We start from the raw sequence: 16,075 nt of genomic DNA, 5'->3' as shown, positions 1-16,075 counted from the left end.
CTTAGACGCGGACGGTGATGGCAGTGTCCCCGTGGGCGAGCGTGCCGCCGGCCACCGGTTCCACGCTGCCAAGCTGGGCCGTGTTGGTGACCATTACCAGGGTGGTGGTGTCGTAACCGGCTTCGGTCACCACGTCCAGGTCGACGACGGCGAGAAGGTCTCCCGCGCGGACCTGCTGGCCCCGCGTGACAGCGGCTTCAAAGCCACGCCCTTGCAGCTGGACAGTGTCGATGCCGATGTGGACCAGGACCTCAACGCCGTCCTCGGACTTGATGCCGAACGCGTGGCCGGTCTTCATGGCGGCCTTGATGGTTCCGGTGATGGGTGAGTAGATGTGCCCATCCGCCGGGATGATGCCCAGGCCCTTGCCCATGGCACCGGATGCGAACACCTTGTCCTGGACATCAGCCAGCGCCACGGCACTTCCCGCGACGGGAGCAACGATGTCAACCGTGCCCGGCGCAACAGCGCCGGTTCCTGCCGCCGCGGATGCCGTGGCCGGGGAAGCTGCCGGCAGCGCAACGGAAGATGCTTCCGGAACGGGAATGCCGGCGTCGGACACTGCTGCTGCTTCGTCTTCACGCGGTCCGAAGAAGAAGGTCAGGAGGAATGCGATGAGGACGGCGGAGCCGGTGCCCAGCAGCTGCAGGCCAAAGTTGCCCACCTGGCTGAAGGCGGGGAGGCCAAGCAGGGACGGGAACACGAACGCCGTGGCACCGCTGCCGCCGGCCGCTGCGATGGCGCCGCCAACAACACCGCCGGCGATGCCGAAGTAGAAAGGCTTCTTGAGGGGCAGGTTGACGCCGTAGATGGCTGGCTCGGTGATGCCGGCAAGGAATCCGGACAACGCGGCAGGACCTGCCACGGTACGGCGGGCCTTGTTACGGGTGCGGAACAACACCGCGAGCGTGGCGGCTGCCTGGCCCAGGACCGCCGCAAGCAGCGGGCCCATCAGGAGGGAGTAGCCCTGGGTGGAGATCTCGTTGAGCATGCCCGGAACCAGGCCCCAGTGCAGGCCGAAGAGGACGAAGACCTGCCAGAAGCCGCCCATGACGGCGCCGGCCAGCCACGGAGCGAACGTGAAGGCTGCGTTGATGCCTGCGGACAGGCCCTGCGCGGCAAAGGTGGTGACCGGACCGACAGTGAGGAGGACCAGCGGCACCATGACTAAGAGCGTCAGCAGCGGTGTAGTGAAGTTCCGGATCGCCGAAGGGAGCACGCGCGTCAGGAAGCGCTCCGCGTACCCCTGCAGCCAGACCGCCACAATGATGGGCAGGACCGAACTGGTGTAGTTCATCATCACCATGGGAATACCGGCGAAGTTGACGGGTTCGGCCTGGGCCGCGAGCGCCACGATGCTCGGGTAGACCAGAGCACCGGCGATGGCCATGGAGGTGAACTGGTTCGTTTTAAACCGTTTCGCAGCGGTGACTGCCAGGAACACCGGCAGGAAGTAGAAGATGGCGTCCGCGGTGGCTGCCAGGATCACGTTGGTCTGCGATGCGGGGTCAAGCCAGCCGAACTGGGTGGCCATGCTCAGGAACGCCTTGAGCAAGCCGGCTGCGGCCAGCGGCCAGATGACCGGCGAGAAAATTGAGGCGATCAGGTCGATGAAGCGGTTGAAGAGGTTGCCGTGTGCAACGGGTTCATCGCTTCCGGCGTCGTCATCGGTGAGCTTGGTGATCTTGCCGAGCTCGGCGTAGACCGTGGGAACGTTATTGCCGATGACAACCTGGAATTGTCCGCCGGCTTTCATCACGGTGATCACGCCGGGCAGTTTCTCGATTGCGGCCTGGTCCGCCTTGCTGTCGTCGCGCAGCTTGAGCCGGAGCCTGGTTGCGCAGTGGGTGGCGCTGGCGATGTTCCTTTCGCCGCCCACCCCCTGGAGGATGTCTCCGGCCAGAGACCGGTAGTCCACAGTTGCCATGTCAGACCTCTCTGTCTATTTTTGGGCACAAAAAAAGACCCGAGACGCACATAGTGTGCTTCTCAGGTCTTGCCCCATTCACGGGTAACAATCCTGTAGGCGAAATTGCCTTCGAGGTTCGACTATACAGATGGCATGGATCACAGGCAAGTGCTGTGCCGGAGATTGTCAGTGCCCGCCACTAGGGTGGAACCCATGGCAACAAAGACTTCCCGGACCTCCAAGGCGCCCGCCTACAAATGTGCTGAGTGCGGCTGGACCACGGTCAAGTGGGTGGGCCGGTGCGGCGAGTGCCAGGCGTGGGGCACCGTTGAGGAGACCGGCGCCGCTGTTGCGCGGACGACGGCGGCCACTACAGTCCTGGAGCCGGCCCGCCGGATTGCCGAGGTGGATGCCACCACGGCCGCCTTCCTGCCCACGGGCGTTGATGAGCTGGACCGGGTGCTGGGAGGCGGCCTGGTTCCGGGCGCCGTGATCCTGCTGGCCGGTGAACCCGGGGTGGGCAAGTCCACCCTGCTGCTGGACGTTGCGGCGAAGTTCGCCCGGACCGCACAGGACGTGTTGTACGTGACCGGTGAGGAATCCGCGGCCCAGGTGAAGCTCCGCGCCGAGCGGATCGACGCCGTGGCCGAATCGCTCTACCTCTCCGCGGAAACGGACCTGGGCCAGGCTCTGGGGCAGGTGGAGAAGATTGAGCCGCGGCTGCTGATCGTGGACTCGGTGCAGACCCTCAGCAGCGCCGACGTTGATGGCAGCGCCGGCGGCGTTTCGCAGGTCCGCGAAGTGGCAGCGTCCATTATCGCTGCGGCCAAGCGGCGCAACATGACCACCCTCCTGGTGGGCCACGTGACCAAGGACGGCTCCATTGCCGGGCCGCGGCTGCTGGAGCACCTGGTGGACGTGGTGTGCCAGTTCGAGGGCGAGCGGCATTCGCGGCTCCGGCTGCTCCGTGCCGTCAAGAACCGTTACGGGCCCACGGATGATGTTGGCTGCTTCGACCTGAACGAGGACGGCATCCAGGGCCTGGCTGATCCCAGCGGGCTCTTTGTCAGCCGCACCAAGGAACCCGTATCCGGCACCTGCATCACGGTCACCATGGAGGGCCGGCGCCCTCTGCTGGCCGAGGTGCAGTCCCTGCTGGCGGAGAGCCCCAATTCCCAGCCGAGGCGTGCCACCAGCGGCCTGGACTCCTCGCGGGTTTCCATGCTGCTGGCTGTCCTGCAGCAGCGCGCGGGAACGCTGCTGCACAAGGATGATTCCTATGTGGCCACCGTGGGCGGTGTGAAGCTCAGCGAGCCGGCAACGGACCTTGCAGTTGCCCTGGCCGTAGCATCGGCAAAAGCGCGCAAACCGCTCCCCATCCGGCTCATCGCTTTTGGCGAGGTGGGCCTGGCCGGCGAGGTCCGGCCGGTACCAGGCATCAACCAGCGCATCCAGGAAGCGCACCGGCTCGGGTTTACGCACGCCGTTGTTCCGGCCAGCCATGCAGGGCCGGGGCCCATCCCGGCCGGTTTTTCCGTCCGGGAAGTGGAGCATCTCACCGAGGCGTTGAGCCTGCTGATTGGTTAGTTAGCTGTTGTGGCGTGGCAGCGAATCGGGGTCGTCACGCCGGGAGTTGAGCAGCCAGCCGGACACGTCGCTGCGGAGCACCAGCAGCGGCCCGCCGGTGCTGTTCACGTTGCCGGTGGGCACGTAATAGCCGCGGCCGGAGCCGGGACCGCCGGCCGCCCGGTCCAGGGCGTCAACCAGGTACCGCGGCAGGTGGCCCTGTGGACCAAGGCTGTGGAGCTCATCTAGTTCTTCCGGCGTCAGACGTCCCAACACCTCGGCAATACTGGCCATGACTGGTCCCTTCGAGCAGAGTGCCTGAAGGAATAACCTAAAGCAGCACCGTGAACTGCGGGTTAACGTTGGACGGCAACTTCCGTCTGTTTTCAAACAACCACCCACCGGAGGAAAGATGCCCGTTCTAAGCGCCGGAATCCTGCTGTACCGGAGGGCGGCTCCAGGCGGCTTCGAGGTGTGGATAGCCCATATGGGCGGTCCGTTCTGGGCCCGCAAGGACGCCCATGCCTGGTCCATCCCCAAGGGCGAATACGGGGAGGACGAGGATCCCCTGGCCGCTGCGCTGCGTGAGTTTGCGGAGGAAATGGGGACTGCGGCTCCGGCTGCGGACTACCGGCTGCTCGGGGCCTTCAGGCAGCCCTCCGGCAAGGTCATCACCGTCTTTACCGCGGAGCAGGACTTCCAGCCGGAACGGATCGCCAGCAACACGTTTCCGCTGGAGTGGCCCAAAGGGTCAGGCCGGATCCAGGACTACCCGGAAATCGACGATGCCCGCTGGTTCCCCGAACCGGAAGCCCGGCTCAAGCTGGTGAAGGGGCAACTGCCCGTTCTCGATGCGCTGGTGGAGCAGGTCCGCGCGGAGGCCTAGGACTTACCTTCTCCCCGGCTAGCCGCACGTCGGGCACCCGTAAATGGTCAGTGCACCCCCGCACGCGGGGTGCGTTGTCCACATGCGGGTGCGATGTAGGGCGCGACGGGGTGATCGGCCGACTTGCAGGGCCTAGGCGCCGGTGATCACCAGGGCAACACTGTGCCCGCCGAAGCCGAAGGCGTTCACCAGCCCGGCCGGGCTGTAGCCCGGCTGGAGCCGGTGGGCGTCTTCGGTAACAACGTTGAGGTCCACCTCGGGGTCCAGCTCCTGGACGTTCAGGGTCCCGGGCAGCAGGCCGGTCCGCAGCGCCTCGACAACCACCACGGCCGCTAGGGAGCCGGCGCCGCCGAGCAGGTGGCCGGTGTGGCCCTTGGTGGACGTGACCGGCACGTCCGCTCCAAAGATCGCGTTGATGGCCTGGCCTTCAAGCTTGTCCCCCACCGGTGTGGAGGTGGCGTGGGCGTGGATAAAGCCGATGTTTTCCGCAGCCAGGCCCGCGGATTCGAGGGCCTTCTGCATGACCCGCCGCTGCATGGCGGGGTCGGCTGCCACGATGTCGTTGGCGTCTGACGTTACCGCTCCGCCGGCAACGGCCCCCAGCATTGCGGCGCCGCGGGCGCGGGCGTGCTCTTCGCTCTCCAGCACCACCACGGCAGCGCCTTCGGCGAGGACAAAGCCGTCGCGGCCGCCGTCGAACGGACGTGATGCGCGCTGGGGATCATCGTTGCGGGTGGACAGCGCGCGGATCTGGGAGAAACCCGTGATCACGAGGTCATTTACGGAGGCGTCAACGCCGCCGGCAATAACGACGTCGGCCGCTCCTGAGCGGATCATCTCGGCGGCCTGGACAATCGCCTCAGCCCCGGAGGCGCACGCGCTGACAGGCGTCCGCGCACCGCCGCGGGCGCCGAGGTCGATGGACACCCAGGCCGCGGGGCCGTTGACCATCAGCCTGGTGAGCGTGTGCGGCGAGACCTTGCGGGGGCCCGAGGCGGCGAGGGTCCGGTCCTGCTCCAGCGTGGAACCCAGGCCTCCGTAGGCTGATCCGATCACCACGGCGAAACGCTCCGGGTCCACGTCCGGGGCGCCGGCCTGGGCCCACGCCTCCCGGGCAGCAATAAGCGCCAGCTGCCCGCACCGGTCCATCCGCTTCATCTCGCGGGTGCTCAGGTGCTCCGAGAGGTCCGCGGTGACCTGCCCGGCGATCTTCACGGGCAGCTGTTCGGTCCAGGCATCGTCAAGGGCGGCGATGCCGGATTTCCCCGCGACCAGGCCGGCCCAGGTCTCGGAGACCGTGGAACCCACAGGGTTGATGGTTCCGGCGCCGGTGATGATGGCGCGGGGCTGAACTGCGCTGTTGGGGCCTGCGTTCACGGTTCCTACTTTGCGGGGTTGTGGGTGCCGATGGGCATGAGGGTGAGGTCCGGGTGGTTCTTCTCAATGCGGCGCAGGGCCCATACGTCGTTAAACAGGGCGAGGTACTCGCCGTCGGACCGCAAAAGCACCTCGGCGCCGATAACGTTGGCGAGTGCCGGCATGGCGTCCACCGTCGAGATCCTGGCGAGGGAGTAGGGCAGGCGTTCCAGCCGCATGGGGGCGCTGAAGTCATGCGCCATGCGGTCCTCCACCACCTCGAACTGCATGGGCCCGACGGCGGCAAGCACCGGCGCCTGGTCGCCGCGGACGTCGGAGCGGAGCACCTGGATGACGCCCTCGTGTTCGAGCTGTTCGATGCCCCGGCGGAACTGCTTGAACTTGCTGGGGTCCTTGGAGCGGGCCACCTGGAAGTGCTCGGGGGCGAACAGCGGGATGGCGGGGTATTCGACAGGCCCTTCGAGGAAGAGGCTGTCCCCCACGCGCAGGGAGGACGCGTTGACCAGGCCCACGACATCTCCGGGATAGGCCTCGTCGATCACTTCGCGTTCCCGGCCGAACACCTGCTGGGCGTACTTTGTGGCGAACGACTTCCCGGTGCGGGTCTGCGTGACCACCATGCCGCGCTCAAAGACGCCGGAACACACCCGGATGAAGGCCACATGGTCGCGGTGGGCCTTGTTCATGCCGGCCTGCACCTTGAACACGAAGCCGGAGAAGGGGGATTCCACCGGACGCGGGTTGCCGTCCACGTCGGGGCGCGGGGCTGCCGGCGGAGCGAAATCCACCAGTGCGTCCAGCAGTTCCTTGACGCCGAAGTTGAGCGCGGCGGAGCTGAACAGGATGGGGGTGGCCTTGCCTGCATGGAACGCCTCGACGTCGAACTCCAGGTTCGATTCGATCACCAGTCCGGCCTCGTCCACGGCGTCCGTCCAGTTGCTGCCCTGGCTCTCGGCTGCTTCCTCGGGCGTGAAGTACTCGGTGAGGGCGATCTGCGCGCCGGCGTTGTTGCGCTGGAACCGGGCGAAACGGTCGTTGCGGAGGTCCCAGACACCGCGGAAATCGCCGGAGATGCCCACGGCCCAGGTCAGGGGCATGGGCTGCAGGCCGGTGCGTTCGGTGATTTCGTCCATCAGGGCCAGTGCGTCCAGGCCGGGACGGTCCCACTTGTTGATGACGGTGATGATGGGCAGGTTGCGCTGCTTGCAGACCTCGAACAGCTTCATGGTCTGCGTTTCCAGGCCCTTGGCCGCGTCCACGAGCATCACGGCGCAGTCGACGGCGGCCAGCACCCGGTAGGTGTCCTCGGAGAAGTCGGCGTGGCCGGGCGTGTCCAGCAGGTTGATGACGGTGTCCCGGTAGGAGAACTGGAGCGCCGCGGAGCTGATGGAAATGCCGCGGTCCTTCTCCATCTGCATCCAGTCGGACACGGTTTCCTTGCGGTTGGCCTTGCCGCTGGAGGCACCGGCAGTGCCGATCACCTTGGCGTGCAAGGCAAGCGCTTCGGTCAGGGTGGACTTGCCTGCGTCAGGGTGTGAAATGACAGCAAAGGTCCGACGCCGGCCCGCCTCTTTGTGAATACCGGAGATCCGGGCGGGGGTCAGGACATCTTGGGACACGGTGCTACTTTCGCTGCGGTTGGGACTACCCGGGCGCTGCCTGTGAGGCACTGCGGCGTTGGGGCCGGGGAAACGGGCTGGCAAACGGCCAAGTTCCAGTTTATCGCAGGGCGGCAAACCGGCGGCGGCGCCCGCTTAACACCCGCGAAACCGGACGTTCAAGGCCGTGAAACGACCTCCCGTTAGCGTGGCCGAATGATGACCAAAGACAACCCGGCGCGGGACGGCTTCTGCCGGCGCATGGAAAGGACCTGAACAGTGCAGGGCATCTCCTTTTCCGGCAACCTCTTCTTCGATCCCCTGGCCACGGGACTGGCCGCAGCCGGAGAGCGTGACCAGGCCCGTCCGGCAGCCGAGCACCGCCGGGGAACCCAGACACCCGCCGAGCAGAAAGCGCTCAGGGCGGCGTCGCTGACGAAAGTCAGCAGGGACTTGGAACGGATGCTGCGGGAGCGGATGCGCTGACCCCGCTCCCGCCGTCCGGGCGCAGCCTGGGCCGTGGTGGGCGGCATGATGGGTGGATGCAGAGCATTGAGCTGACCTTCGGGGACTCCACTGATTCCGCCATCAGGGCTGACTGGGCGAGGCTCGCGGAAGCCGGGATTCCCAGCCTGGCAGGCCATACCTCGCCCAGCAACAGTCCCCACATCACCCTTGCGGCCGGCGCGGACATGCAACTGCCGGACACCCTCCGGAACCTGTGGCAGCGGCTGCCCCTGGACATCAGCTTTTCCGGCGTCCACATCTTCCCCGCGCGGACGGGAGCGTATGTCCTGGCCCGCTCCGTGGTGGTGACCCGCCGGCTCCTTGAACTGCACCGCCTCCTCCATGAGGGCATCTTCGGGGCCCTGCCGCTTACCCGGCCGGGCGCCTGGACACCGCATGTCACCCTTGCCCGCCGTGTCCCCGCGCACCAGCTCGGGGCGGCCATGGACCTGCTGGACCTGCGTTTGTCGGGCCGCTGCACGGAAGCCCGCCTCTGGGACAGCAACACCAGGACGCTGGCTTCGCTGTCGAACCCGGCCTAGGGCAGCCAGGATCAAACCGCCGTATCAGCCTGCCGGCAGGCGGGCCGAAATGCCCACCCTGCCGCCCGTCGTCGGACGCGTTCCGGACCCCTGTTCCCGCACTCCCTAATGAGGCACTTTAGGGCTTGCCCGTGCGGAAGAGGCTGTTTCTTGCCCCTATCATTGAGCTTGCGGGAAACAGAGCATTTTCTGGTCCTGCCGGCAACCTGCTGAAGCCGGCAATCCTGCGGGCGGCGGTCCGCACCTTTGAAGGGAACACTATGGCGCGGAGCCCCGAAGAATCACTCAGGGCCACCCTGGGCAGAGTGGCTCCCGGAACCCCGCTTCGTGACGGCCTGGAGCGGATCCTGCGGGGCCGCACCGGCGCGCTGATCGTCCTTGGCTCGGACCGGACCATCGACTCCATCTGCTCCGGCGGCTTCGACATCGGCATCGACTTCTCCCCCACCCGGCTCCGCGAACTCGCCAAGATGGACGGCGCCATCATCTGCGACAAGGACGCCGGCAACATCCTCCGCGCGGCCGTCCAGCTTGTCCCGGACTCCAGCATTGAAACCCAGGAGTCCGGCACCCGGCACCGCACCGCCGAGCGCGTTGCCATCCAGACCGGGGTGCCGGTCATTTCAGTCAGCCAGTCCATGCAGATCATCGCCCTGTACGTCAACGGTTTGAGGCACGTCCTGGAGGGCTCGGAGAAAGTCCTTGCCCGCGCCAACCAGGCCCTCGCAACGCTGGAGCGCTACCGCTCGCGCCTCGACCAAGTCACCAGTTCACTCTCGGCCCTGGAAATCGAGGCCATGGTGACCGTGCGGGACGTGGCCGTGACCCTGCAGCGGCAGGAAATGGTCCGCCGGATCTCCGAGGAAATAGCCCAGTACGTCCTGGAACTCGGTGAGGACGGCCGCCTCCTCTCCCTCCAGCTCGATGAGCTCACGGTTGGCCGGGGTCCCGGCAGCGACGTCATCATCCGCGATTACGGCGCCCCGGACGCCACCCCGGAGGACATCGAGAACGCCGTCAGCGCACTGGTCAGCCTTGGCCCCACGGAGCTGATCGACCTTGGCAAGATTTCCGGAATTGTCGGGTTCGCAGGCGGTGAGGCCAATCTCGACGCGGTGGTGCAGCCGCGCGGCTACCGCCTGCTGTCCGGGCTGAAGGCAGTCCCCAAGGCCGTTGCGGACCGCCTGGTGGACCACTTTGGCGGGCTGCAGTTCCTGATGGCCGCCACCATCGATGACCTGATGACGGTTGACGGGATCGGCGACCAGCGCGCCCGCACCGTCCGTGAGGGCCTGAGCCGGATGGCGGAAGCAAGCCTGCTGGACCGCTTCCTCTAGCCCCCTCGATTGCTCCGTAAACGTCGTTTTGGAGGCTGAAAACGGCATTTACGGAGCAATCGATGCTAGTTGAGCTGGAAGACAGCCTTGGGGCTGGCCTTGGACCCGAGCTTCGCCGTGAAAATGTAGTACGCACCGCCACCGCCCGGTTTGGCTTCGATGGGCTGGCAACCCTCCACGCTCCGGGTGCGGGACCAGGGGAAGTTGGCGGTCTCGCTGGCTCCTGGCGCAATGACCTTCACCAGGTCCTCGCTCCTGGCCTGGCAGTCCCGTGAGGAGAAGATCCGGTCCGCGCCGCTCGTCACCAGGAACTCCATCTGAGATGTTCCGATGTTGACTTCGCAGGGCATGGTGCCGCCGTTGGTCACCTTGAGCGTCAGCATAGGGTTTTCGCCAGGCCCATACGCCGCCTTGTCAGTGGACCCGGAAACGGTCACCAGGTTCTGGTTGCAGCCGGGGGTGGCTGACGGTGTGGGCGTCGGCGCAGGTTCAGACGGCGACGGTGAAGCCCCTGCCGCAGGTTCTGCAGATGCCGCGTTCGCCGTGGACGAGGCCTGCTCCGGCTTGCCGCTGAAGGCACCGGCGACGGCGAAGCTGCTGACCAGCGCAATGATCAACAGGAGCGCCCCGCCAAGGAACAGCCGACGACGGCGGTAGACTGCCGCGCTCGGCTTGCGGACGGCAGTGGAACCGGATGCCGGTGCCCTGCCATGTGGAGATGATTCGCCTTGCCTGCCCATCCTCCTAGGCTAGAGAACCGGCCCGTTTCTGTTCACCCACCACGCCGCCGTGCCGCCGACGCTCTGGTCACATCCCGTTTCAGCCCTCCCAAACACATCCATTACAGTGTTGGCATCGACACTGAATCCTCCACCGCCGTTTCCTCGCACCCTGCCGATCCTGCAGGTCCTGCATGTGCTGCCGGGACCGCAGCCGGCCTTGACCGTCTGCACGGGCGAATCAATGGCTGGTTCAGCGAAACCGCCCGCGACCTACCCTGGCGCGAGCCCGCGTGTCCGCCCTGGGGCATTCTGGTCAGCGAGATTATGCTGCAGCAAACGCCCGTTGTCCGGGTGCTGCCGGTGTGGCACGAATGGCTGAAACGCTGGCCCACCCCCGCGGCCCTGGCTGGAGAACCCGCAGGGGAAGCAGTGCGTGCCTGGGGCCGGCTGGGATATCCGCGCAGGGCACTGAGGCTGCACGCTGCTGCAGCAGCCATTGCCCAGGACCATAACGGCAAGGTCCCGGACACGTACCCCGAACTGCTGGCGCTCCCCGGCGTGGGCGGCTATACGGCGGCCGCCGTGGCTTCCTTCGCCTACGGCCGGCGGGAGACCGTGGTGGACACCAATATCAGGCGGGTCCATGCCCGCCTGGTTTCCGGTACTGCGCTGCCGGCCCCTGCCCTCACCGCGGCGGAGATGCGGCTGGCCGCTTCTCTCCTTCCGGCCGACGACGGTTCTTCCGTGCGGTGGAACGCTGCGGTCATGGAGCTGGGGGCGCTCGTGTGCACTGCCCGGGCACCCAAGTGCGCCGCCTGTCCGGTCAGCGACCTCTGCGCCTGGCGCGCTGCAGGCGAGCCGCCGCCGTCCTACGTCCCCAAGGGGCAGGCGTGGCACGGCACGGACCGCCAGGTCCGCGGCGCCGTGGTCGCCGTGCTCCGGCAGGCCGAAACTCCGGTGCCGCCGGACATGTTCTTCCGCGAGCCAGCGGACCTGGGTTTTGCACCGACGGGAATCGGCGTGCCGCTGGCCGCCCTGCACCGGCTCAACTCGGCGCCGGAACAGCTGGAGCGGGCGCTGGCGGGCCTGCTTGCCGACGGTTTGGCGGAGATGCACGACGGCGGCTACCGGCTTCCTGGGTGAGCGGAAAGTATGCGCTGGCTGGCATACTTTTCTTGAAACGGGGAACCAGGGGGAAGCCATGAAGATGATCCTGTACATCGTGTGGGTGCTGTTCGTCATCGCAGCGGTGTTCGCAGTGCTCCGGGCCGTGCGCACCACGAAGCGGGATGAGCAGCAGGCCGCATCATGGACCAAGGTGCAGGCCACCGTCACCGGCAGCGTTGCGGGCTGGACCAATGGCGGCGGCGGATCCAGCCGGAGCCGGCGCTTCTTTCCCATGTACCAGTTCACGGACCCGCAGGGAACATTGTTTGCCGGCGAATCAGAGGTCCCCTTGGCCAGCCAACCGGTGCCGGGCGCCCCAATCGAGGTGGCCTACAACCCCGCCAATCCCAACGAGTCGCGGCAGGTTTCCTCCAGGCCCCGGTCAACGCTGGGGTGCATCGTCCCCTTCTTCGCGGTTTTCGCCCTCGCTTCCCTGTGGTTCATCAGCATTTTCCCTGTGGACTGACGCGGGGCCTTGTGTATTTTTATACCGGTCTCCGTTTGGCCGTCACAGCTGCCCCGGGCATAACAATGCGGGCATCACTTGGGTTGGGCCCGGGATACTCCGGCCACGGCGTCCTACGCTGAAGTATGCGCAGGCACGGGCTGCTTTTGGCTTTGATGACGACGGCGGGACTCGCCACGGCCTGCGGTCCCGGCCCCGGCGCGGTGCCCTGCCCTGCCATCGCCCAGGCCACGGCCGTCTCGGTCACGATCCCTGCCAGCTACGCGGAGCAGGTGGCAGGCCTGCACCTTGAGGCCTGCCAGGACGGCGAGTGCACGGAGGACAGCGTGGAACTCAGGCCGGGAAACTCGTCCATCGACCAGGGCTGCACCAACGGCGTCTGCTCAGCCACCGCATCTCCGAACGGCAGCAAGGACGCGGTGCTGATGCTGCAGGCGCTCACCGAATCCCCCATGACGGTCACGGCGTCGGGAACCGCACCGGACGGGACGGCACTGCCCGTCCGCAGTGTCGAGTTCCGTCCTCGGGGGGACTATCCGTTTGGCGAACAGTGCGGCCGGTTCATCACCGCTGCGGTGGTACTGGACGCCGAAGGGCTGCGCCAGCAGGACTGAGCCGCGGTGCGGTTCAGGACAGTGTGGTTCAGGACAGTGTGGTTCAGGACAGTGTGGCTCAGAACAGCGCAGGCTGCCCGAACGCTTCGCCGCCGGCGGTCGCGGGTGCAGCATCGTGTGCCGGAGTGCTGTGCCGCCATTCGAACCCAAGATCAGCCAGCAGCTCCTCCACGGACGTTTGACCTTCCAGTACTTCAATTTCTGCGGGGCTGTCTTCGAGCTGGGGCCGTTCCATGGCATCGAGCTTATTCGCAGGATGGGCCGCTGCCTGCGGGAACACACCGGCCGGACACCGAACGGAGGCTACGGCTCCCCGAATCCTGCCTGCACCAGCCCGCCCACGTAGTTCACTGCCCGTTCCGCGTCGGCGCCCCAGGCTTCCACATGCAGCACGGACCCCTTGCCGGCAGCCAGCGTCATGAGTCCCGTCATGGACGCGCCGTCCACCCCGTTGACCGTCACTTCCGCATCCAGCGCGGACAGCCCGCCGGCTATCTTCGCAGCCGGGCGGGCGTGCATCCCGGCCTGGTTGACCAGTTCAAAGTCGCCCGTGAAGTCCGGCCCCTTTCCGGTGGCCGGCCCTGCGCCAACAGCACTCAGCGGGGAGTCATCCGGATGGCGGACGGGACCGCCCACGGACTCGGCTGCCCGCTTCACCGCCTGCATGTCCGCGCCGCCCTGCGCTGCGACCGCAGCTGCCACGAGCCCCTCCACCAGCGGCGCGTCCGCCAGCACCATGGCCTCCGGGTCTTCAGCGAACTCGAGCGCGGATTCGGCGGTCATCACGGCCGACCCCAGGTCAGTGAGGATGACGGTGCCGCCGCTGCCCGCCTTGTCCAGGGCGGCCAGGACTTTCTCCAGGCTGGTGCCGATCCTTCCGTCGGTGGTGCCACCGGCTGTCAGAACCAGGACGTCGGGCGCCATTTGCGCGGCAAGCTCCGCGGCGCCGTCGGCAATTTTTTCGCTATGGGATACCACCACGAGTCTGACGGTCACGCAGCGGCCCCCACGGCTGCGCGGAGGATCAGGGCGGAAGAGGCTGCGCCGGGGTCCCTGTGCCCTGCGCTGCGCTCCCCGAGGTAGCTCGCGCGGCCCTTCCGCGCCACCATGGGGTCGGTGGCAACGGCGCCCGCTTCGGCAGCCTCGGCCGCCGCCACCAGGACGGTGAGGACATCACCGTTGCCGTCCAGCGCGGCTTTCCGGGCAGCGTCCACGGCCGGCGTCCAGGCATCCACCATTGTCTTGTCCCCGGACTCGGCCTTCCCGCGCGCCACGATGCCGTCGCGGGCAGCGGCAAGGGCGCCCGCCCAGGCTGCGGGTTCTATTTCGGCCGCGTCACCCAAGGATGCTGCCGCACGGAGGAAAGCTGTGCCGTAGAGCGGCCCGGCCGCCCCGCCGACCTTTGACATCAGGGTCATGGCTGTCAGCTTCAGGGCGGCACCGGGGGTCTGCGGCGGGGCCTCAGCCAGCTTGTCCAGGACAGCCTGGAAGCCCCGGTCCATGTTTTCCCCGTGGTCCGAATCCCCGATCGCCCGGTCGAGTTCGATCAGCTCCACCCGGTGCTCGGCCATAGCCTGGGCGGACAGGGTCAGCCACTTCACCGCCCAGGTGACATCAAGCGCCACGGTTACACGCCCCAGCGGAGCGCGGCCGTGTGCACCGGCGCGTCCCACAGTTCGGTGAGCTCACCGTCCAGCCTCAGGACCGAGATGGAGCAGCCCTGCATTTCCAGGGCGGTGATGTAGTTGCCCACCAGAGAACGGTCCACCGTGGCACCACGGTCCGCGAGGACCTGCGCCGCCCGCCGGTAGACGATGTACAGCTCGCTCAGCGGCGTGCCGCCCATGCCGTTGACGAACAGGAGGACCCTGTCCCCCGACGTGATTCCCAGATCGGAAAGGACAGGTTCCAGCAGGCGGTCCGTGATGCCGTCGGCGTTCTCCATGGGGATCCGGTGCCGGCCGGGCTCACCGTGGATGCCGATGCCGATCTCGATCTCGTCTTCGGCCAGGTCGAAGCTGGGGGTGCCCGCGTGCGGGACGGTGCATGCGGACAGCGCCACACCCATGGTGCGGACGTTGGCGTTGACGCGTTCACCGACCGCCGCCACCGCGTCCAGGTCATCGCCCCTCTCCGCGGCGGCGCCGGCAAGCTTCTCCACCAGCACGGTTCCGCCCACGCCGCGGCGCCCGGCCGTGTACAGGGAGTCCTCAACGGCGACGTCGTCATTGACAAGGACGGTGCGGACGCTGACGCCCTCAGCCTCCGCGAGTTCGGCCGCCGTTTCAAAGTTCAAAACGTCACCGGTGTAGTTCTTCACGATATGGACGACGCCGGCTCCTGAGTTGGCCGCGAGGGTCGCCGGAAGGATCTGGTCCGGCGTCGGTGAGGTGAACACCGCCCCCGGCACAGCGGCGTCGAGCATTCCCAGCCCCACGAAGCCGGCGTGCAGCGGTTCATGCCCGCTGCCTCCTCCGGAGACCAGCCCCACCTTGCCGCCCACCGGCGCGTCCTTGCGGGTGATGTAGGTGGGGTCTGTGCTGACGGTAACCAGATTGGGGTAGGCCAGGCCGAAGCCCTGTACTGATTCTTCGACTACGGCCCGGGGATCATTGATGAGTTTTTTCATGGCGGTGCTCCTGGCTCTGCTTCCTGGAGAATGTCACCTTGACCCTACTACCGGCAGGCCCGGCAGCGGTAGGTTCCCGGATGCCGCCCGGCGGTCCGTCCTTTAGACGCAGAAAAGGGACAGCCCCCAATGACTGTCCCTTCCCTTGGGTCCCCCAACCCGGCCACACATAGTTTATCCATCAATTCGAATAAAACAAGTATGCGCAGGTCAGGCGGCTGCAACCGATTCTTGGGGCGGGTCCTAGAGCGCCCGGATCATCCGGGTGTTGCCAAGCGTGTTGGGCTTGACCCTGGCAAGGTCCAGGAACTCGGCGACGCCCTCGTCATGCGAGCGCAGGAGCTCGGAGTACACCACGGGGTCCACTGCTGACTGGTCAGCCATCACTTCGAAGCCGTGGCGCCTGAAAAAGTCCACCTCGAACGTCAGGCAAAAGACGCGGGCCACGCCCAGGGCGCGCGCTTCCTCGAGCAGGCTCTCCACCAGCACGTGCCCCACGCCCTTGCCGCGCCAGTCCTCGGACGCGGCCAGGGTGCGGACTTCCGCGAGGTCCTCCCACATCACGTGCAGCGCTCCACAGCCGATGACCTCGCCGTCGCTGGACTCTGCGATGCGGAATTCCTGCAGGCTTTCGTAGTAGGCCACAGTTTCCTTGGCCATCAATATCCGCTGGTCCGCCAGCGGCGCCACCAGTTTCTTGATGGCGGACACATCGCTGGTGCGGGCAGGGCGGATATGGAAGGACTCAGTCACAG

General features: G+C 66.8%; 18 protein-coding genes. 8 read left to right on the top strand and 10 right to left on the bottom strand.

Annotated elements, in window-relative coordinates; translation table 11 throughout:
- Position 1: 1 nt before the first annotated feature.
- Complete coding sequence (locus IEX33_RS07250; protein ID WP_188728947.1) at positions 2–1,927, bottom strand: beta-glucoside-specific PTS transporter subunit IIABC; 1,926 nt, start codon at positions 1,925–1,927, stop codon at positions 2–4.
- A gap of 195 nt (positions 1,928–2,122) precedes the next feature.
- Here IEX33_RS07250 and radA point away from each other — a divergent pair, with 195 nt between their 5' ends.
- Positions 2,123–3,496 (top strand): DNA repair protein RadA, encoded by a 1,374-nt coding sequence (radA, locus tag IEX33_RS07245; protein WP_188728945.1) that lies wholly within the window; start codon positions 2,123–2,125, stop codon positions 3,494–3,496.
- Here radA and IEX33_RS07240 read toward each other — a convergent pair whose 3' ends face one another.
- The gene (locus tag IEX33_RS07240; RefSeq protein WP_104185666.1) at positions 3,497–3,769 is read right to left on the bottom strand and encodes a hypothetical protein; all 273 of its coding nucleotides are present in this window, start codon (positions 3,767–3,769) and stop codon (positions 3,497–3,499) included.
- A gap of 118 nt (positions 3,770–3,887) precedes the next feature.
- Here IEX33_RS07240 and IEX33_RS07235 point away from each other — a divergent pair, with 118 nt between their 5' ends.
- Complete coding sequence (locus IEX33_RS07235; RefSeq protein WP_188728943.1) at positions 3,888–4,361, top strand: NUDIX domain-containing protein; 474 nt, start codon at positions 3,888–3,890, stop codon at positions 4,359–4,361.
- A 132-nt stretch (positions 4,362–4,493) separates the two neighbouring features.
- On the opposite strand, the gene IEX33_RS07230 is transcribed toward IEX33_RS07235, so the two are convergent.
- Both IEX33_RS07230 and IEX33_RS07225 read right to left on the bottom strand, forming a co-directional pair.
- Positions 4,494–5,738, bottom strand: coding sequence for a beta-ketoacyl-[acyl-carrier-protein] synthase family protein (locus IEX33_RS07230; RefSeq protein WP_229675271.1), 1,245 nt, complete (start codon positions 5,736–5,738; stop codon positions 4,494–4,496).
- Between the two features lie 5 nt (positions 5,739–5,743).
- The gene (locus tag IEX33_RS07225) at positions 5,744–7,357 is read right to left on the bottom strand and encodes a peptide chain release factor 3 (RefSeq protein WP_188728940.1); all 1,614 of its coding nucleotides are present in this window, start codon (positions 7,355–7,357) and stop codon (positions 5,744–5,746) included.
- 258 nt (positions 7,358–7,615) lie between these two features.
- Between IEX33_RS07225 and IEX33_RS07220 the strand changes: the two genes are divergently transcribed.
- The 3 genes from IEX33_RS07220 to disA all read left to right on the top strand — a co-directional run bounded on the left by IEX33_RS07220 (position 7,616) and on the right by disA (position 9,722).
- Positions 7,616–7,822: a hypothetical protein gene (locus tag IEX33_RS07220; protein ID WP_188728938.1), complete on the top strand. Its 207-nt coding sequence runs from the start codon at positions 7,616–7,618 to the stop codon at positions 7,820–7,822.
- A 56-nt stretch (positions 7,823–7,878) separates the two neighbouring features.
- Positions 7,879–8,385: a 2'-5' RNA ligase family protein gene (locus IEX33_RS07215; protein WP_188728936.1), complete on the top strand. Its 507-nt coding sequence runs from the start codon at positions 7,879–7,881 to the stop codon at positions 8,383–8,385.
- Positions 8,386–8,645: 260 nt separating this feature from the next.
- Positions 8,646–9,722 (top strand): DNA integrity scanning diadenylate cyclase DisA, encoded by a 1,077-nt coding sequence (disA, locus tag IEX33_RS07210; protein ID WP_066280172.1) that lies wholly within the window; start codon positions 8,646–8,648, stop codon positions 9,720–9,722.
- 65 nt (positions 9,723–9,787) lie between these two features.
- On the opposite strand, the gene IEX33_RS07205 is transcribed toward disA, so the two are convergent.
- The gene (locus IEX33_RS07205; RefSeq protein ID WP_188728934.1) at positions 9,788–10,462 is read right to left on the bottom strand and encodes a glycosyltransferase family protein; all 675 of its coding nucleotides are present in this window, start codon (positions 10,460–10,462) and stop codon (positions 9,788–9,790) included.
- Between the two features lie 306 nt (positions 10,463–10,768).
- Here IEX33_RS07205 and IEX33_RS07200 point away from each other — a divergent pair, with 306 nt between their 5' ends.
- The 3 genes from IEX33_RS07200 to IEX33_RS07190 all read left to right on the top strand — a co-directional run bounded on the left by IEX33_RS07200 (position 10,769) and on the right by IEX33_RS07190 (position 12,691).
- Positions 10,769–11,587: an HhH-GPD family protein gene (locus tag IEX33_RS07200; protein WP_308421965.1), complete on the top strand. Its 819-nt coding sequence runs from the start codon at positions 10,769–10,771 to the stop codon at positions 11,585–11,587.
- 58 nt (positions 11,588–11,645) lie between these two features.
- Complete coding sequence (locus IEX33_RS07195) at positions 11,646–12,077, top strand: DUF3592 domain-containing protein (protein WP_188728932.1); 432 nt, start codon at positions 11,646–11,648, stop codon at positions 12,075–12,077.
- A gap of 125 nt (positions 12,078–12,202) precedes the next feature.
- Complete coding sequence (locus IEX33_RS07190; RefSeq protein WP_188728930.1) at positions 12,203–12,691, top strand: hypothetical protein; 489 nt, start codon at positions 12,203–12,205, stop codon at positions 12,689–12,691.
- 58 nt (positions 12,692–12,749) lie between these two features.
- On the opposite strand, the gene IEX33_RS07185 is transcribed toward IEX33_RS07190, so the two are convergent.
- The 5 genes from IEX33_RS07185 to IEX33_RS07165 all read right to left on the bottom strand — a co-directional run bounded on the left by IEX33_RS07185 (position 12,750) and on the right by IEX33_RS07165 (position 16,073).
- Positions 12,750–12,926 carry a hypothetical protein gene (locus IEX33_RS07185; RefSeq protein ID WP_188728928.1) on the bottom strand — a complete coding sequence of 59 codons (177 nt, stop codon included), beginning with the start codon at positions 12,924–12,926 and terminating at the stop codon, positions 12,750–12,752.
- Between the two features lie 68 nt (positions 12,927–12,994).
- Positions 12,995–13,687 (bottom strand): dihydroxyacetone kinase phosphoryl donor subunit DhaM, encoded by a 693-nt coding sequence (dhaM, locus tag IEX33_RS07180; protein ID WP_188728926.1) that lies wholly within the window; start codon positions 13,685–13,687, stop codon positions 12,995–12,997.
- Complete coding sequence (gene dhaL / locus IEX33_RS07175) at positions 13,684–14,316, bottom strand: dihydroxyacetone kinase subunit DhaL (protein ID WP_188728924.1); 633 nt, start codon at positions 14,314–14,316, stop codon at positions 13,684–13,686. The genes dhaM and dhaL overlap by 4 nt, the downstream gene beginning before the upstream one ends.
- Before the next feature lie 2 nt (positions 14,317–14,318).
- Positions 14,319–15,320, bottom strand: a complete 1,002-nt coding sequence (gene dhaK, locus IEX33_RS07170; RefSeq protein WP_188728922.1) for a dihydroxyacetone kinase subunit DhaK — start codon at positions 15,318–15,320, stop codon at positions 14,319–14,321.
- A 243-nt stretch (positions 15,321–15,563) separates the two neighbouring features.
- Positions 15,564–16,073 (bottom strand): amino-acid N-acetyltransferase, encoded by a 510-nt coding sequence (locus IEX33_RS07165; protein ID WP_188728920.1) that lies wholly within the window; start codon positions 16,071–16,073, stop codon positions 15,564–15,566.
- Between the last annotated feature and the right edge of the window lie 2 nt (positions 16,074–16,075).

It is taken from the genome of Pseudarthrobacter scleromae (assembly GCF_014644515.1).
In the GTDB taxonomy this organism is placed as follows: Bacteria; Actinomycetota; Actinomycetes; order Actinomycetales; family Micrococcaceae; genus Arthrobacter; species Arthrobacter scleromae.
This window is presented reverse-complemented; position numbering and strand designations above follow the sequence as displayed.

Excerpts from the sequence above, each read along its gene's own strand:
- IEX33_RS07250 (WP_188728947.1), bottom strand. The coding sequence starts at position 1,927 with ATGGCAACTGTGGACTACCGGTCTCTGGCCGGAGACATCCTCCAGGGG.
- radA (WP_188728945.1), top strand. The coding sequence starts at position 2,123 with ATGGCAACAAAGACTTCCCGGACCTCCAAGGCGCCCGCCTACAAATGT.
- IEX33_RS07240 (WP_104185666.1), bottom strand. The coding sequence starts at position 3,769 with ATGGCCAGTATTGCCGAGGTGTTGGGACGTCTGACGCCGGAAGAACTA.
- IEX33_RS07235 (WP_188728943.1), top strand. The coding sequence starts at position 3,888 with ATGCCCGTTCTAAGCGCCGGAATCCTGCTGTACCGGAGGGCGGCTCCA.
- IEX33_RS07215 (WP_188728936.1), top strand. The coding sequence starts at position 7,879 with ATGCAGAGCATTGAGCTGACCTTCGGGGACTCCACTGATTCCGCCATC.
- disA (WP_066280172.1), top strand. The coding sequence starts at position 8,646 with ATGGCGCGGAGCCCCGAAGAATCACTCAGGGCCACCCTGGGCAGAGTG.
- IEX33_RS07205 (WP_188728934.1), bottom strand. The coding sequence starts at position 10,462 with ATGGGCAGGCAAGGCGAATCATCTCCACATGGCAGGGCACCGGCATCC.
- IEX33_RS07200 (WP_308421965.1), top strand. The coding sequence starts at position 10,769 with ATGCTGCAGCAAACGCCCGTTGTCCGGGTGCTGCCGGTGTGGCACGAA.
- IEX33_RS07195 (WP_188728932.1), top strand. The coding sequence starts at position 11,646 with ATGAAGATGATCCTGTACATCGTGTGGGTGCTGTTCGTCATCGCAGCG.
- IEX33_RS07190 (WP_188728930.1), top strand. The coding sequence starts at position 12,203 with ATGCGCAGGCACGGGCTGCTTTTGGCTTTGATGACGACGGCGGGACTC.
- IEX33_RS07185 (WP_188728928.1), bottom strand. The coding sequence starts at position 12,926 with ATGGAACGGCCCCAGCTCGAAGACAGCCCCGCAGAAATTGAAGTACTG.
- dhaK (WP_188728922.1), bottom strand. The coding sequence starts at position 15,320 with ATGAAAAAACTCATCAATGATCCCCGGGCCGTAGTCGAAGAATCAGTA.